The following is a 16,588-nucleotide window of genomic DNA, read 5'->3' as shown; positions in this document are numbered from 1 at the left end:
GGATGAAATAATTGGGGGAATATAAATGGCCGAATCATTGACGGAAAAAAAGCCGTTAGCTGGAAATAACGTCATTAACCAAATTGCATTCGTTGTTCATGATATTGAGCAAGCTTCAGAAGCATTTGCGAAACTTCTTGGGATACCGAAACCTAAATGGTTTTTAACAGGAGATCGCGAAGTTTCTAAAGTGGTCTTTCGCGGTCAGCCAACTGATTCCCGTAGTAAACTAGTATTTTTAAACACCCCAACTGTGCAAATTGAATTGATTGAACCCAACCAGGAACCTGGCACGATGCGCGAATTTCTGGATACAGTTGGGGAAGGAATCCATCATATCGCCTTTGATGTGGACTCTATTAAAGAGAAGCTTCCTATTTTTGAGGAAAACGGATATCCATTGCTACAGAGCGGGGAATTTACGTCTAGTGATGGAAGATATGTTTATGTGGATACGTTAAAAAGTCATAAGACACTAATGGAACTCCTAGAAAGTGCTGTTCCGAGGGATACGGCCCCTACCACAGATATCTTCACCCCTTTATTAGGAACCAATAAAATCGAGCAGTTGGCAATTGTGGTGAGAGATCTGGATGCCGCTGCAGAGGCATATTGTAAGTTATTGGGTGTGGGAAAACCTCCGGTAATACAATCGGGTCCTAGTGAGCTTACTCAAGTCGTTTTTGAAGGAAAGCCAACTGAGGCTGACTCAAAATACATGTTTATAAATACCCCTTTACTTCAAATTGAATTAATTGAGCCGGGTGATTCACCAAGCACTTGGAAAAAGCACCTCGAAACACAAGGCGAAGGTGTCCACCATATCTCTTTTGTCGTAAATGATATCGAGGAAAAAGTGAGATTACTAGAGGACATGGGTTATTTCGTTATTCAAAGAGGGAATTTCTGGAACGGTAAAGGTAGATACGCTTATATGGACACGATGTCTACATATAAAGTAATCATAGAATTACTTGAAAGGTTTTGAAAAGACAAAACGGGGAGCCCATGGACTCTCCGTTTTTTTATTGAATTTGACCTAAAAGCTCAATAGCTTGTTCTTTTGTCTCGATTGAGAGTAATTGTTCTCTGTATTCTTCATTCATCAGTTTACGAGAGAGCATTTGAAGAATCTTCAGGTGTTCATTTCCAGCAGATTCTTCTGGTACGGCAATCATGAAGATTAATTTTGCTGGTGTGCCATCATATGCTTCCCAGTCAACGCCTGCTTTTTTTAGACCGAATACAACAGTGGGTTTAACGACCGCTTTCGATTTTCCGTGGGGAATCGCAATCGACATGCCGATTCCGGTGGTACTTTCTTTTTCACGGTTAATGATGGCTTTTTTAAATTTACGCTTGGATTTAATCGCACCATTTTGGTCAAGTTTGTCGATCATTTCATCTATAACAGATTCTTTCGTATTACCTTTAAGATCTGTTTCAATAAGCTCTAAGCTGATTAAATCTGTTAGTTTCATCTAAATCACTCCACATTCTTTTTTAATGCATTGACCATCAATGCTGTGACGACGACTCCGACCACAATGGCAATTAAGAACATGACTACGTTATCAACTGCTCCTAAAGCTGCAACAATTAGTCCCCCGTGTGGAACGTGATCGCCAACACTGCTTAACATCGCTATGACCGCACCAGCCATAGAACCGACCATAATACTTGGAATTACCCGTAGTGGATCTTTTGCTGCGAAAGGAATCGCACCTTCAGTGATTCCGAATAAGCCCATGAAGAATGCGGCTTTTCCGGCTTCTTGTTCTGCTTCTTCATACTTCTTCTTATTAATAATTGTAGCAAGACCCATTCCGATTGGTGGGATACAGATGGCTGCTGCGATGGCACCCATAATTGTGTAGTTACCCGAAGCGATCATCGCTGAACCGAATAGGAAGGCAACTTTATTGACTGGACCACCCATATCAAAAGAAATCATTGCACCTAATAGTAACGCTAGTAAAATTGAACTTGTTCCTTGCATACCATTTAAGAAATCGGTAAGGGCTGTAAATACTCCAGCCACTGGGCTACCAAGGATAAAGATAAACACCGCTGCTACCACGACGCTTGATAAAATTGGGATAATTAGGATTGGCATAATAGGCTGTACCATTTTTGGTACTTTCCAACTTTTAATGTATTTTGCCACATACCCAGCGATAAAACCCGCAATAATTCCCCCAAGGAACCCGGCGCCTGCTTCACTGTTATAGAATTCTCCGTGAGCTGCAATATAACCTCCGACCATACCAGGCACTAGTCCAGGGCGGTCAGCAATACTCAGTGCGATAAATCCTGCTAAAATTGGAACCATGAACCCAAACGATGCAGACCCAACATTTAAAACGGAGTTCCAAATCGAATCGGGATCAACGACCATTCCTTTGGCTGTCGGTTCACCGCCGAGACCTAATGCTAAGGCGATTAAGATACCGCCAACAACTACGAATGGAATCATATAGGATACACCGTTCATTAAGTGGCGGTAGATTGGATTCTGCTTATCTTTTCGTTCTTTTTTTAATTGGTCAACGGATTTCATGCTTTCTTGATGAATAGGAAAGTCGCTCGTTAATACCTTAGTAATCAGTTCCTCCGGTTTACGAATACCGTCCTGTACGCCTGTGACTAATAATTTTTTACCAGCAAATCTTGATGTATCAACCGTTTTATCAGCTGCAATAATAATTCCTTCTGCTTCTTGAATTTCTTGTTCGGTTAGTTCGTTTTCTACACCGATGGAGCCTTGTGTTTCGACCTTCATCTGGTGCCCTAGTTTTTCAGCGGCTTTTTGTAAGTTTTCCGCTGCCATATACGTATGAGCAATACCATTTGGACAAGATGTGATGGCTAATAGCTTCATGTAAGGGTTCATCTCCTGTTAAAGTAATTTTCCTTATGTATTAGTTATACAGCTGAAATCGGTTCCATAAAGGCCGGATATTTACCGTAATATACGGAAAAAGTAATTTTAATTTACAAAAGCCGTCAAATTTCGTTGATTTGACGGCCTTTCCTTATGGCTATTTTTGCATAGATTGTTGCTTTTCGTATAAGTCCATCAACCTGTTTAACTATTTGCTTCGTGGCATCTTTTCATAAGAACTTTTGCGAAAATTGCCCAGAAACTTAAGTTATGACCCTTATAAAGCTCCAATAGAAACAAAGTTTACGAAAAGAGCCTTCCTTATAGACTATTAATAAACTCTTCGGGTGTTTTTTGTTTGATTAAGTTATTGATCATGTTCGGATGATCACATAATTGACCGATTTCAGTGAATAATTCCTTCGTTTTCGAATATTCCTCTTGTTTCGTGGACAGCATCAGGACGAGCGAAACATAATCCTTTCCCCATAAGAGCGGCCTTTTTAACAGCCCAACTGCAATGCCTGATTTTTTTATAAACACAGGATCGCCATGCGGGATACTAATGCCGCCTCCAATATTGGTGGAGGAATGCTGTTCGCGGATAATGGCTGATTCAATATATTCTTCGCTAACATACCCTTGTTGGACCAGTTTGGTGGCCAGTGCTTCAATGATTTCATAGGGATGACTATAATCAAGGTCGACGATGATGAGTTCTTCTTTGACTAATTCTCGTAAAAAAGGAAAATTGCCTTCCTGGTGCGTTTGATGGACGGGTTTGTCGTTTAGTGCCTCAATAAACGCTTGGAGCCTGTTTTGCTCCTCCTGTGATAAAAGAGGTGTCACCTCAATAACCGGCACATGTGCATTCTGGATTGGAACAGTTGCGATTATAAAATCAATTTCTGCCGGAGAGTACTGATTGATTTTATGGATCGAAACAGAATCAATGATATCCAAGGAATGGAATTTCCGCTCGAGTTTTGTCCGTAGCAAGACTGAGGCACCAATCCCCATTGGACAAACAATAATCGTTCTTTTGTTACTGCCGTTCCTTCGTTGCAACCGTTCAAGGGATGCTTGAAAGTGAAGAGTCAAATAGGCGGCTTCATCTTCAGGAATGTTTAGCTTGCGTACTTTGTTTAAGAGGACTAACTCATTCATAATGGTATCAAATAAGTAAGGGTACACACGTTTAATTTGATCCAGAATGGGATTAGTCACGCTTAATCCATGCCAAATTCGGTTGAGCGATGATTGAAGGTGAACGTATAGACCTTGTATTAAATCCTCGTCTTCGGAAAAATCAATATGGATCATTGCTGAGATTTGCTGAACGAGCACCCTGGTGATCATTTTCACTTCTTCATCGACATCATTTTTTTCATGAATCACGTTTTGAACCTTTCCGCCCATAAAGTGAAGAGCAATATAAGCGATTTCATTTTGTGGGAAACGCAACGCGAAATGAGGCTCTAACTGTTTCAGTGCTTTTAAGGCAATCGAGAATTCCTTTTTCACGCTGATCTGAGCGACTTCTGCTGCCGGAAGATGGATGGTATTTCCTAGTTTTAACCGTTTAATGGAAATTAGAATATGAACAAGGAGGCTTTGGAGCGTTTCATCCGTGTAGGGATTTGCGCTCTGCTGATTAACTTCCTCAAGAGATTGGGTTACAGCATGAATATCCTGATTTTCGAACAATTGCTCCCAAAACTTGCTGCGATTCTGTTCATTAGGTTCTTTGATCAAAGGGATCTTGGAGATCGCCAAGCGCCAATTTTGCTCAGGGCCTTCGACTTCGATTCCTAATTTCTTTTTTGTCGTTAAGGTTAGGTTGGCTGTTGCTAAAAAAGCCTCAATTTTTTCGATATCCTTTTTAATGATTGCTTTGTTAATGAAGAATTGTTCCGATAGCCTTTGGAGGGTTACTGGCTTTTTTTCTAATAGCAATAGTTCTAGAATGCTAGCTAATCGATCTTTTTCCTCCACTTCATAGGTTGTTGTTTGAACATTGTAAAGGGAGTTTAACAGAGAATTTCTTTCTGCTTGATCATTTATCTCAAGGCGGAAACCGATATTTGGCTTTCGTGTAAGTGTTGCAGTGGAATGTTTGCTTAACCATTGATCAAGAATCTTTGAATCGTTGCGAACCGTTTTCTCCGAGCAATTTAACTGGTCCGCCATTTGCTGCGACGATAAAAAATCGGAGGTCGAATCCAAGAGGATTTTTAGCATTCTTTTTTGGCGGCCATTCATTGAGTTCACCTCGCTTTTGGGGGAATGGTTTAGGTGCCTGACACCCAGTTTGGAATAAAAGTATGTGGTGCCTGACACCAATTTCCTACCTGTAGACCGTGCAAATTCTGTCGAATTGGTTGAATAGTAACATATTGTCCAGTGATTGTCACCAGCAAAAAGCGAGAGAAATGTGTGGTTTTCGTGAATTAGAATGATTGGGTGTTTTCCTATGGAATAAGGTACAGAAGGTGATTTGAAACTACTTAGGTTTAAAAAATATTATTTTTGGGGTTATAAAAAAGATTGTAAAGAATAGTCATTAATAACTAGTCCTATGAAAAATTTTTGGATCCTTGCTTTGATGAAAAGGTTGTTTACACCTTTTTAAGTCTGAAAGTTGTGATTTTTAAAGAACATGAACGGTTTAACATAAGTGAAATTACGCAGCAAAGAACTTGTTCATGGAAATGAAGGGGAGTTGTTGTTAATGGCTATTTTAGTAACAGGTGGTGCTGGATATACTGGAAGTCATACTTGTGTGGAACTACTAGCGGCTGGCTATGAAATTATAGTTCTAGATAATTTTTCAAATAGTAAACCAGAATCACTCAATCGAGTAAAAGAGCTAACGGAGAAAGACTTTCCGTATTACAAGGTAGACTTGCTTGACCGTCGCAGCCTTAGGGATGTGTTTTCAAACCATCCTATCGAAGCTGTGATCCATCTTGCTGGATTAAAAGCGGTAGGCGAATCGACTTCCCTCCCTCTTCACTATTATCATAATAATATTACTGGAACGCTGATTCTTTGCGATGTCATGAAAGAATATGGTGTGAAAAATATGGTGTTCAGTTCATCGGCAACCGTGTATGGTATGCCTGAACGTGTACCGATTTCTGAAGATTTTCCACTCAGTGCAACCAATCCCTATGGTCGGACCAAGCTGATGATCGAGGAAATTTTGTGTGATTTATTTGTCGCAGATTCAAGTTGGAGCATTTCCTTATTACGATATTTTAATCCGATTGGCGCACATGAGAGCGGCAGGATTGGCGAGGATCCAAGCGGAATCCCAAGTAATTTAATGCCGTTTATTACGCAGGTAGCTGTTGGGAAATTGAACGAACTTCTGGTGTTTGGAAACGATTACCCGACGGTGGATGGTTCGGGGGTAAGGGATTATATTCATGTCGTTGACCTTGCCCAAGGACATGTAAAAGCACTTGAGCGAGTCATGTCCTCAAAAGGTGTAGATGCCTTTAATCTCGGGACCGGAACAGGTTATAGTGTATTACAGATGATAGCTGCTTTTGAAAAAGCCGCTGCGGTGAAAATCCCATACAAGATTGTTGCGAGGCGACCAGGAGATGTGGCCATTTGCTATGCAGACCCGTCCAAGGCGAAAAAGGAACTAGACTGGATGGCAGTTAGAGGAATTGAGGAGATGTGCCGAGATTCATGGAGCTGGCAGAAAAAGAATCCCGATGGATATGATACAAAAGTAATTTCAAAATAATCTTTTGTGAAAAAATTGTAATTTTTTGTAAAGAACTGTTTCGTTAGTAAATACTGTATTAAGCCCTTATCGTACCCGATAAGGGCTTTTTTCAATTAGGCCGATTACGAATAACTCTAATTGTTACCGTCACCCCGATCTTTCAAAGGAGACGGGCACAAATAAGCCCTAATTCTTGTTTTCGAATCCATTGAATAATTAAGAACTTTACAAAGCTGTTTCGTAGGTCTTAAAATTGAATTAAACTTTAAATTTTTATAATTTGGATTTGTCTGCAAAATTAAAGGAGGTGTTAAAGTTGAATAATGCTATCTTAAACAAGCTGCACAGTCTTTCTAACTTGATTTCCAATTTAGCCTATATTAATATTCTTTGGCTGACGTTTACCTTTTTAGGTGGAGTAGTATTAGGAATATTTCCTGCAACCATCGCTATGTTTTTTATTATTAAAAGAATGTTTTTGGAGAAGAGTGATTTCAGTATTATCAAGGAATTTACTATACTTTATAAAAAAGAATTCAAAAAGAGCAATTTACAATTCTACCCTTTTATTTTATTAGTTATTATTATTACTGCGGATATCCGTTTTATTTCTTCGTTGGATTTTGCCTTTACTAACTTAGTAGTTAAATTATTTTATGTATTGTTGTTCGCATTAGGCATGATTTTCTTATATAGCCTTGTTGTTTATATCGATGGCTCCGGAAACAAAAAATGGATAGTTAAGAGCTCAGTTTATATTTTAATGAATAATCCGATGACAAACCTATATATCATAACAGGGTTATTATTGCTGCATACCTTGTCAGTAAAGATCGCAGGACTATCGATATTGTTCTCTGGATCCGTATTTAGTTTAATCGTCTTACTGATTGTAGAAAAAACTGCAAAAAACTTTGTTAATAATGTTGACAGAAAATTATAAATTAATTAAACTAGTAATATTAAAGCGGTTACATAAAAAGGGAACTCCAATATTTAATCGGTTAGATAAGGTGGTAACATAACCTTTTTTATTTCATTAATTATTTAATCGATTAAATAAAAATTCGATAAAGGGACTTCTTTTTTATTTAACCGTTTATTTAATCGATTAAATGGTCAGTAAAACACCTAGGTTATTACATATTTACCATTAAATAAATCGATTAAATTATAAGAAATCCATGATTTAGTCGGAAAAGAGTGCATTTTTAGAATTTCATTTAAACGATTAAATCATAATTTTTTTAAAAAAGATTTAATCGTTTAAATAGGAGGGGGGATCAACTAATTAATTTTAAAAAAGTTAAGTATACTAATCGAAAGAAACTGAGAATTAATTAGGAGTGTAGTTTTTTGGAAACTAAAAGAGCAAACATAAAGGATGTTGCTAAAAAAGCCAATGTCTCAACAGCTACTGTTTCGAATGTAATGAATTCTTCAAGATTTGTAAAAGAAGAAACTCGAGTTAGAGTCCTTCAAGCCATGGAAGAGTTGAATTATACCCCCAGTGCGGTAGCAAAGTCATTAAAAGGAAAAGATACGAAGGTAATCGGGTTAATTATTCCGATCCTTCCTAATGATACGTCCGCAGATTTTTTCCTTTCGCTTTCGAATGGTGTTGAAAGTGTCTTAAATAAAGTAGGATACAAATTGGTTATTAGCAATTCTGGTGAAAATATAAATAATGAATTAGAGCAAATTAATATGTTTAATACACAATTTATTGAGTATATTGATGGATTAATTATTGCTCCGACATCAAATCTTGGAAACGAATCTAACGAAGTGTTTAATAGATATCCTGCGGTTTATGTCGACCGTAAGCCGAACTCATTGAAAAAGGTGGATACCGTTTATTCTAATAACTATTCTGTTACCTATGAAGCTATTGAAATGATGGTTAAGAAGAATAAGAAAAAAATCGCCTTCTTTTCTGGCCCAATTGATGTATCCAGTACGATTGAGCGCTTTGAGGCATATAAAGATGTCCTAAGAAGGTACCAGATTGCGTTGAATGAAGACCTAATATTTGTAGGGGAGTCATCCTTTGAAGAAGGATATCAAATGGCAAAAGAACTGTTTTCTTCACAAAGTGTTGATGGTATTATCGCCGTTAATAATGTTATTGCCATGGGAGTGTACAAGGTACTTAAGGAAAAAAAGATCCAAATCCCAGAAGAGGTATCATTCATTGCTTATGATGACTTTAATTGGATGGAACTAACAGAGCCATCCATAACAACTATTAGACAACCATCTTTTGAGATGGGGCAAACCGCAGCAAAACTTCTCTTAGAGAGGTTGGAAGATCACACCAAAGAAGCAGAAGAAATTTGTATTGAATCGACAATCGTTCTTAGAAATTCTTTATAAAAATCAAATAAATGGCCGGGGGTCCCGCATGAAAAAATTTAAAATTCTCTTAAGTTTGGTAATGCTTATTGGGTTGATTCTAGCTGGTTGTGGCAAAGAAGAGTCTGCAACATCTGCAGATGGTAAAACAACTATAGATTTTGCGATTCATGTAGCGAATCCAAAGGAACAAGAGCCTGCTTTTTATAAAGTAATTGAAAAATTCCAAGAGGAAAACCCAGATATTAAAGTCAACCTTATTGGGAAAGAACAACAAGAACATGTGAAAGGGATTAAAATGCAATCTCAATCAGATAAACTTCCAGATGTATTCTGGATGCTGCCTGCTTCCGCAGCTGAGTTAGAAAAGGCTGGTATGTTAATGGACTTAACCGGATTTCTTGATGATAACCCAGATATTAAAAGTGCATTAAAACCAAACATGATCAATTCTTTTAACAAGGATGGCCGCCAATACGGCTTACCATATCAACCACTGATCACGGGCTTATTTTATAACAAAGCTCTTTTCGATAAATACGGTGTGAAAATTCCTGAAACTTTTGAGGATTTAGCAGAAGCAGCAAAAGTATTTGAAAAGAACGGTATTACCACGATTTCCAAAGGGGCTAAAGATGATTACTCCGTATGGGCCTTTTTAACAATGCTTTCAAGATATGGCTACTTTGACAAAATCGATAATATCCTTGTAGGAAAAGAAAGCTATAACAATGCTGACTTTGTTAACTACTACAAAAAAATCGATGAATTACGAAAAGTAGGTGCGTTCCCTAAAAACGTTACTACACAAACCTATTTCCAAGCTGTTGAGCAATTCTTAGCTGGTAAAGCAGCAATGTTGGATTCGGGTATGTGGGATGTTCAAAAAATTGAACAAAGTCCTATTGGAAAAGATGTAGGGTTTTGGTGGGGACCAACCTTTAATGATGGTGTGGGCGACCAAAAAGTAAGTTCAGTTGTACCTTCAGCTCCGTTGTTGGTTAGTAAAAAAGCAGGAGAGGACAAAGCAAAGAAAGAAGCCATTTTAAAATTATTGAAGTTTTACTATGGTGAAAAAGGAACTCAGATTATGGTAGATAACCAAGTGGCTCCAATGACGAATGCCACTGTGAATGTAGATGAAGCAGCACATCCATTGTTTAAAAAGTTAGTTGATCAAGTCCAGCTTGAGGGTTGGAACAGTCAACAAAACCAACCTGACCTTGTGGTTCCTGAAGCAATCGGAAGCGCCATGTACGACAGTATTTATGGAGTAATTAATGGCACTTACACCCCAGTGCAAGCGGCAAAAATTGTGGATGAAAAAATTTCGGCAATTAAATAATTTTTTAGTAATTGGCTAATGTAATAGATTTGTTTATTGCATTAGCCAACTCATAAAGTAGGTGGAAAAATGCGATGGTTTAGTAATAATAAAAACAAAATAATCCTGCTATTACCAACAATTCTAGTTTATTTAATGTACATTATGATGCCAATAGTAATTGCAACCTATTATAGTTTTACAAGTTTTACAGGTATTGGTGTACCCCAGTTTGTGGGACTGTCTAACTATCAGAGATTATTCAATGACCCAATATTTATAATCGCACTTAAGAATACCTTTATCGTACTATTGGTTACCATAGTTATTCTAATCCCTGGTGCATTTTTGCTATCTCTATTACTAAATAAAAAAATGAAGGGTGTAGGTGCATTACGAGCAATTAACTACTCTCCTTCGATCATAGCTCCAATCATGGTTGGGTTAATTTGGGTATTTATTTTAGATCCTCAAATTGGTTTGGTGAATACCTTTTTAGGAAAAATTGGCATGGATTCCCTTACTTTTGAGTGGATTGGTGGCGATACCTTAACTCCATTTTCAGTTGCCATTGTCCAAAGTTGGCAAAGTTTAGGTTACATAGCCACCATATTTTTAGCAGGATTAACATTAATTCCAGCAGAACTCTATGAGGCAGCTGAAATGGACGGGGCAAGTAAATTTAAGCAATTGGTGAACATAACCATCCCTTTGCTAAATGAAACATTTAAATTAAACACGATTTTAGTTATTACCCTATGTTTTAAAATCTTTGAAACTGTACTCCAATTAACAAATGGTGGACCGAATCACTTGTCAGATGTTTTGGTAACGTTTATGTATAGTACCACCTTTACCTCAGGGGAGTATGGTTATGGGATGTCGATAGCAGTAATCTCATTACTCGTAACAATTCTATTTGCAGGTGTTTTTCTAGGTATCTTTACAGTAGGTAAAAGACTGAATAATAAGGAAGGGGTGTGAGGAGGATGAAGTCAGAAGATACCTATATTGCTCCAATGAAGCCAACGGTGTCAAAAGATACTTCGATTGCATCATTGAATCGTAAAGAAACTAGATGGAATAGGCTATCAAGCATCCTTACTTATGTAGTCACATTATTTGTAATGGTTCCTTTTATTTGGATGATTATCTTGTCCTTTCAAGATAATCAGACGATCCTTACAAATCCATTTTCATTACCTGATAGTCTAAATTTCGATAACTATAAGCGGGCCTTTGAAACCTTAGATATGGGCTTGCTATATAAGAATACCTTTATTATTGCCGTTGTATCGGTATTCCTAGAAATGATCATTACCTTTATGAGTTCCTATGCCATTAGTAGATTAATATATAAACGTGAAAAATTAAAAAATGGCTTGTACTATTTTCTTATTATTGGGCTTGCCATCCCGCCGTTTATCTTATTGTTTCCAATCTACCGAATTACTATTTCGCTAGGAATTGAAAATACGTATCTATCACTTATTTTACCGTATATTGCTACTTCGATTTCATTTAATACGTTATTGTTTACGGGCTTTCTAAAGGATTTCCCAGCTGAAATTGAAGAAGCAGCAGTAATTGATGGCTGTAACTTATTTACACTGTGTACAAAAGTGGTATTCCCAGTAATCAGGCCAGTCGTCATGACGATCTTTATCTTTAATATTCTTTATATTTGGAATGAATTCCCTTTTGCGGTCACGTTAATTAGTGATCCTGATCATATGACGATTCCACTTGCGATATCTGAATTTAAAGGAAGATACAACATAGACTACGGTGGAATTGTATCAGCAAGTTTATTATTTATCATTCCGCAGTTGGTATTTTACGGTATTTTCCAGAAACACATTATTAAGGGTATGACTGCAGGAGCGGTTAAAGGATAAAAACAAATGATATGGAGGCAACTTTATTATGAAAATTTCTAATGGACTAATGCAAAATTTAACTAGACATTCTGATGTGAGATCTTCAAGACTTTCAAGTTCTGACCAATCAGGAAGAAACCAAGATTATTGGTTGATTCCACCGAACGAGACAGTTGTATTAGGGGAAATCGAGGGACCAGGCTGTTTAACACACTTTTGGATGACATCCTTCTGCAGAAAAATTATGGGGCCAAGTATCGTGGATCCAGTATTAGGCAGTAATGTAGCACCAGTTAACGAAATCCACAATGCGCTTGGTGTAACATGGGAAGAACAAGATCCATTCTATTACCGTAAAGCATTAATTAAAATTACTTGGGACGATCAAGATACACCAAGCGTTTTGGCGCCATTTGGAGATTTCTTCTGTGTAGGCCATTCGTTACCGGGTAATTTTCAATCCGTACCATTCAACGTTTCGGTTAAACCAGAGGAAGCAAATAAGTTCGGTGCGCCTGCTGCCTTAAACTGCTACTTCCCAATGCCATTTAATAAAAAGGCAAAGATCGAGATCGTGAACGAAAACACATTACCGTTTGGTCTGTATTTCTATATCGATTATGAGCTATATAAAGAAGAGTTGCCTAAAGAAACTGTTTACTTCCATGCGAATTGGCACCGTGAAAATCCATGCGAAGGCTGGGGAAATGACCTTCAAGTAAATAGCCCTGCTGTCCAGAGTGTATCGAATCTAACAGGTGAAGATAACTATGTGATTTTAGAAACAGAAGGTAAGGGGCATTATGTGGGTTGTAACTTATCAGTAAATCACTTTCAGGGAAGCTGGTGGGGGGAAGGCGATGACATGATCTTCATCGATGGTGAAAAAGAACCAAGTATTGATGGAACAGGTACTGAGGATTACTTTGGACACGCGTGGGGAATGCAAAAGAATGCCTTCTTATATAACGGCTCTATTATTCATGAGAGTGACAAACCTGGATACCAGGTTTCCTATCGATTCCACATTGCAGATCCGATTCATTTTTCTGAAAGCATTAAGGTTACAATTGAGCATGGTCATGCAAACCACTTGTCGGATGATTGGTCGTCAACTGCTTATTGGTATCAGACTCTGCCATCACCAAAACTTGATATTCTGCCAGTCGAAGACAGACTCCCGCATGTGGCCCAAATGCCAGAAGTAAAACAAAAGGCTAAGAAGGAATTAAATGAAGAGCAGAAAAAGGCATATGAATCAGCAAAAGAAAGAGAAGTCTTCTATGTAGAAGAGAAGAAGAAACAAATGGAAATCAAATACAACAAAACAAGAGAATCTTCTATTGGTAATAAAGAGCATGCCGAACGTGTAAAAGAAAGCCTTAAGGGTAAATGGAATTAAAATTTCGGTATTAATGTATCTATCAATCTATATCCGCTTTTAATAGTGAAAAATAGGAGATATTTATGAACAGTTTAAATACAAAACATTTAGAAGCTCTTGAACGAGCAAACCAAGAAATTGAAGCCAAGAAAGATAGGATTGCAAAGAGTAGATATCGATTACAGTATCACTTTATGGCTCCTACTGGCTGGATTAATGACCCGAATGGCTTAGTTCAATATAAGGGTGAATATCATTTATTCTATCAATTTTATCCCTACGCTTCTAGTTGGGGACCGATGCACTGGGGACATGCAAAAAGTCAGAACCTCGTACATTGGGAGCACTTACCGGTTGCCTTGGCGCCATCAGAGTCATATGACTCCGGTGACGTCACTGGGTATGGTTGTTTCTCTGGTAGTGCAGTCGTAGACGGAGATGAATTGGTGCTAATTTATACTGGGCATGTTGATGGCAACATGCCACAACAGGTTCAAAATATTGCTACAAGTACCGATGGAATATCTTTTGAAAAATATACACAAAATCCTGTTGTGGATCACTTCCCAGTCGATGGTACGCATGATTTTCGAGATCCTAAAGTTTGGCAGCATGATGGCAAGTGGTATATGGTTGTTGGAACGAAAAATGATGGGAAAGGGAAAGCAGTACTCTATGTTTCGGATGATTTAAAGGATTGGATATATAAAGGAGTAACAGCAGAGAGTAATGGCACCCAAGGAGATATGTGGGAGTGTCCCGATCTATTTCCAATCAATCAGAACCATGCATTAATAGTTTCGCCTATGTATGGGACACAAAATGAAAAGCCTTTTTATGTGATTGGTGAGATGGACTATGATCAAGGCATTTTTACTCAAGGTGTGAACAGGACATTAGATTATGGGTTTGACTTCTATGCCCCACAAACTCTGGTTGATGAAAAAGGGCGTCGAATCATGATTGCTTGGATGGAAAAATGGTTAACAAAGATGCCTTCTCAAGAGTTTGGCTGGGCTGGGGCGATGACAATACCAAGAGAGCTTTTCTTGGAAGGAGATATCCTAAAGCAAATGCCGGTTCCAGAACTTGCAGAATTGAGATCTGACTACAAGAAACTAGATGCGCTTGAAGTAACAGATAAAGTAACCGTATATGAACAACAAGAATCCGTGGCAGAGATCAGTCTTGATATTAATGTCAACGAGACGGAGGCTTCCATCTTTGGGATTCAATTAAGATGTTCAGCAGATGGAAAAGAAAGAACGGAAATACTTCTCGATTTGGAAAATAAAGAGGTTGTCATGGACCGGGAGCAAGCTGGCTGTGGTGAAAAAGGAATGAGTAAAGCACCGTTGGCAGTAAAGCAAGATGGCACCATTCATCTCCATATTTTTATGGATACTACCTCTATTGAGCTTTTTGTGAATGATGGAGAGCAGGTCATAACTAATCGAATCTTCCCAGACGAAGCTAGTAGACAGTTTAACCTTTTTACAAAGGGCGGCAAGGTGTCTGTAAATAGCATTGAAACATGGAAGCTTGATTCTGTGTGGAAATAAATAAAGATAGAGCTCTAATCGAATGAAAATGATTAGAGTTCTGTTTTTTAATCATAACAGGAATGGAGGAACCTCACAGCGATTACATACGACAGTGCGTTATTATAAACTTATTAAAAGGTCGGTTGACCGGAAATGTAAATGTCTTTAAATTCATCAGTAATTTGTATTGGAGAATGTTAAGTGGGTGCCATTTCGACCATACCTACCCTTGAGGAAACATTGGCAACCTGTTAAATACTATTATCAAAAAAAATATGTAAAATAAGGAAGTGATGGATGGGTAAGATAAACAGATGAAAGGGGAATGCATATGAGTATGGAGTTAACAATTAACTGGAAAGAGAAAATGGCCTTTTCGGGGGTAACACCGAGCGGGCATGAATTTACTATGGATGCAGCACCTGAAGTCGGAGGGGAGAATTCAGGTCCACGACCAACGGAGCTGCTGCTCGAGGCGGTTGCCGGCTGTACAGGGATTGATATTATCTCGATCCTGCAAAAAATGCGTCTTAAGCCTACTGCCTTTCAAATGGATGTAAAAGGAGAACGGGCCGAGGAGCATCCGAAGCGCTTTACAACGATTAATATCCATTATGCGTTAGACGGAGATCTGCCTGAAGATAAAGTGGTCCGGGCGATTCAATTGTCGAAAGACAAATACTGTTCCGTCTCCCATTCCTTGAATGCAGAAATCACCGTGAGCTATTCGCTCAATGGGGTGAAAGGGGAAAAAGCGATATAACCTTTTATAAGAAGTAACATCCAAGCGGGTGTTACTTCTTACCTTTGATAGTTAATTACCCATTATCCGTCATCAACATATACCGCAATATCGCTGCGAGCCCTGCGCCATGCTTGAATTCGCCTTTTTCAATTAAGGTTTTCACTTCGTGCATCGTCAATTTATGTAATTCAATTTGTTCGCTGGTTTCCAATCTTTGCTCCGTAGCGGTAAGGCCAGTGGCTGCAAATAAATATATTTCCTCGCTTGTTGAACCGGGGGAAGGATAAAAGCTTCCTAAATCCAGCCAATATTCCGCTGTATTGCCGGTCTCTTCTTCCAGCTCTCTTTTGGCGGTCTCAATGGGAGAATCACTTTCTTTGTCGATCATCCCAGCGGGCAGCTCCCATTCCCAGCTCTTGATGGCATGTCGATATTGTTTTAAACAAATGATTTCTTTATCCTCCGTGATTGGAAGGATACATACTCCCTTAGCGAAATCTAAATAGGAAAAGTTCCTTTCCTCTCCGTTTGGGACGATAACCTTTTCAATCACGACCCCAAAACGATCCACCTGTTCTTTCCGTGAACTACTAATCTTCCAAACCAACTTGCTTCACCTCAACCTTTCATCATCATAAACCTATTGTACACTCATTTTATTAAATGGCTAATTCTAGCCAGTTCGGATAATAATCCCATTATTTGTAAAGAATAGTCAAAGACATACGTT

Annotated in this window: 12 protein-coding genes and 1 pseudogene; 10 read left to right on the top strand and 3 right to left on the bottom strand. The window is 38.3% G+C overall.

Going from position 1 to position 16,588, the window contains the following annotated elements:
* Nucleotides 1–25: 25 nt before the first annotated feature.
* On the top strand, nucleotides 26–988 hold the full coding sequence (locus tag ACJ004_RS15800; protein WP_410894059.1) for a VOC family protein: 963 nt from the start codon (nucleotides 26–28) through the stop codon (nucleotides 986–988).
* Between the two features lie 37 nt (nucleotides 989–1,025).
* Here the strand turns inward: ACJ004_RS15800 and ACJ004_RS15795 are convergent.
* Both ACJ004_RS15795 and ACJ004_RS15790 read right to left on the bottom strand, forming a co-directional pair.
* Nucleotides 1,026–2,881, bottom strand: a pseudogene (locus ACJ004_RS15795) (fructose-specific PTS transporter subunit EIIC).
* Nucleotides 2,882–3,205: 324 nt separating this feature from the next.
* Nucleotides 3,206–5,146 (bottom strand): BglG family transcription antiterminator, encoded by a 1,941-nt coding sequence (locus ACJ004_RS15790; protein ID WP_410894058.1) that lies wholly within the window; start codon nucleotides 5,144–5,146, stop codon nucleotides 3,206–3,208.
* Nucleotides 5,147–5,615: 469 nt separating this feature from the next.
* Here ACJ004_RS15790 and galE point away from each other — a divergent pair, with 469 nt between their 5' ends.
* The 9 genes from galE (at nucleotide 5,616) to ACJ004_RS15745 (ending at nucleotide 15,876) form a co-directional block, all read left to right on the top strand.
* Entirely contained in the window at nucleotides 5,616–6,644 is a 1,029-nt protein-coding gene (galE, locus tag ACJ004_RS15785; RefSeq protein WP_410894057.1) for a UDP-glucose 4-epimerase GalE, read from the top strand.
* 298 nt (nucleotides 6,645–6,942) lie between these two features.
* On the top strand, nucleotides 6,943–7,569 hold the full coding sequence (locus ACJ004_RS15780; protein ID WP_410894056.1) for a YesL family protein: 627 nt from the start codon (nucleotides 6,943–6,945) through the stop codon (nucleotides 7,567–7,569).
* 413 nt (nucleotides 7,570–7,982) lie between these two features.
* Nucleotides 7,983–9,002 carry a LacI family DNA-binding transcriptional regulator gene (locus ACJ004_RS15775; RefSeq protein WP_410894055.1) on the top strand — a complete coding sequence of 340 codons (1,020 nt, stop codon included), beginning with the start codon at nucleotides 7,983–7,985 and terminating at the stop codon, nucleotides 9,000–9,002.
* 28 nt (nucleotides 9,003–9,030) lie between these two features.
* Complete coding sequence (locus ACJ004_RS15770; RefSeq protein ID WP_410894054.1) at nucleotides 9,031–10,326, top strand: ABC transporter substrate-binding protein; 1,296 nt, start codon at nucleotides 9,031–9,033, stop codon at nucleotides 10,324–10,326.
* Nucleotides 10,327–10,473: 147 nt separating this feature from the next.
* The gene (locus ACJ004_RS15765; RefSeq protein WP_410894053.1) at nucleotides 10,474–11,289 is read left to right on the top strand and encodes a carbohydrate ABC transporter permease; all 816 of its coding nucleotides are present in this window, start codon (nucleotides 10,474–10,476) and stop codon (nucleotides 11,287–11,289) included.
* Nucleotides 11,290–11,294: 5 nt separating this feature from the next.
* Nucleotides 11,295–12,203, top strand: coding sequence for a carbohydrate ABC transporter permease (locus ACJ004_RS15760; protein WP_410894052.1), 909 nt, complete (start codon nucleotides 11,295–11,297; stop codon nucleotides 12,201–12,203).
* A 28-nt stretch (nucleotides 12,204–12,231) separates the two neighbouring features.
* A complete protein-coding gene (locus tag ACJ004_RS15755; RefSeq protein WP_410894051.1) occupies nucleotides 12,232–13,587 on the top strand; it encodes a glycoside hydrolase family 172 protein in 1,356 nt (451 codons plus the stop codon).
* A gap of 65 nt (nucleotides 13,588–13,652) precedes the next feature.
* A complete protein-coding gene (locus ACJ004_RS15750; protein WP_410894050.1) occupies nucleotides 13,653–15,131 on the top strand; it encodes a glycoside hydrolase family 32 protein in 1,479 nt (492 codons plus the stop codon).
* A 319-nt stretch (nucleotides 15,132–15,450) separates the two neighbouring features.
* A complete protein-coding gene (locus ACJ004_RS15745) occupies nucleotides 15,451–15,876 on the top strand; it encodes an OsmC family protein (protein WP_410894321.1) in 426 nt (141 codons plus the stop codon).
* A gap of 55 nt (nucleotides 15,877–15,931) precedes the next feature.
* Here the strand turns inward: ACJ004_RS15745 and ACJ004_RS15740 are convergent, their stop codons facing one another.
* Entirely contained in the window at nucleotides 15,932–16,465 is a 534-nt protein-coding gene (locus ACJ004_RS15740; RefSeq protein ID WP_410894049.1) for an NUDIX hydrolase, read from the bottom strand.
* Nucleotides 16,466–16,588 lie beyond the last annotated feature (123 nt).

It is taken from the genome of Neobacillus sp. 204, assembly GCF_046562815.1.
Lineage (GTDB): Bacteria > Bacillota > Bacilli > Bacillales > Cytobacillaceae > Neobacillus.
The sequence above is the reverse complement of the archived record's forward strand: the minus strand, read 5'-3'. Positions and strand labels throughout refer to the sequence as shown.

Excerpts from the sequence above, each read along its gene's own strand:
- ACJ004_RS15800 (WP_410894059.1), top strand. The coding sequence starts at position 26 with ATGGCCGAATCATTGACGGAAAAAAAGCCGTTAGCTGGAAATAACGTC.
- ACJ004_RS15790 (WP_410894058.1), bottom strand. The coding sequence starts at position 5,146 with ATGAATGGCCGCCAAAAAAGAATGCTAAAAATCCTCTTGGATTCGACC.
- galE (WP_410894057.1), top strand. The coding sequence starts at position 5,616 with ATGGCTATTTTAGTAACAGGTGGTGCTGGATATACTGGAAGTCATACT.
- ACJ004_RS15770 (WP_410894054.1), top strand. The coding sequence starts at position 9,031 with ATGAAAAAATTTAAAATTCTCTTAAGTTTGGTAATGCTTATTGGGTTG.
- ACJ004_RS15765 (WP_410894053.1), top strand. The coding sequence starts at position 10,474 with ATGCCAATAGTAATTGCAACCTATTATAGTTTTACAAGTTTTACAGGT.
- ACJ004_RS15760 (WP_410894052.1), top strand. The coding sequence starts at position 11,295 with ATGAAGTCAGAAGATACCTATATTGCTCCAATGAAGCCAACGGTGTCA.
- ACJ004_RS15755 (WP_410894051.1), top strand. The coding sequence starts at position 12,232 with ATGAAAATTTCTAATGGACTAATGCAAAATTTAACTAGACATTCTGAT.
- ACJ004_RS15750 (WP_410894050.1), top strand. The coding sequence starts at position 13,653 with ATGAACAGTTTAAATACAAAACATTTAGAAGCTCTTGAACGAGCAAAC.
- ACJ004_RS15745 (WP_410894321.1), top strand. The coding sequence starts at position 15,451 with ATGGAGTTAACAATTAACTGGAAAGAGAAAATGGCCTTTTCGGGGGTA.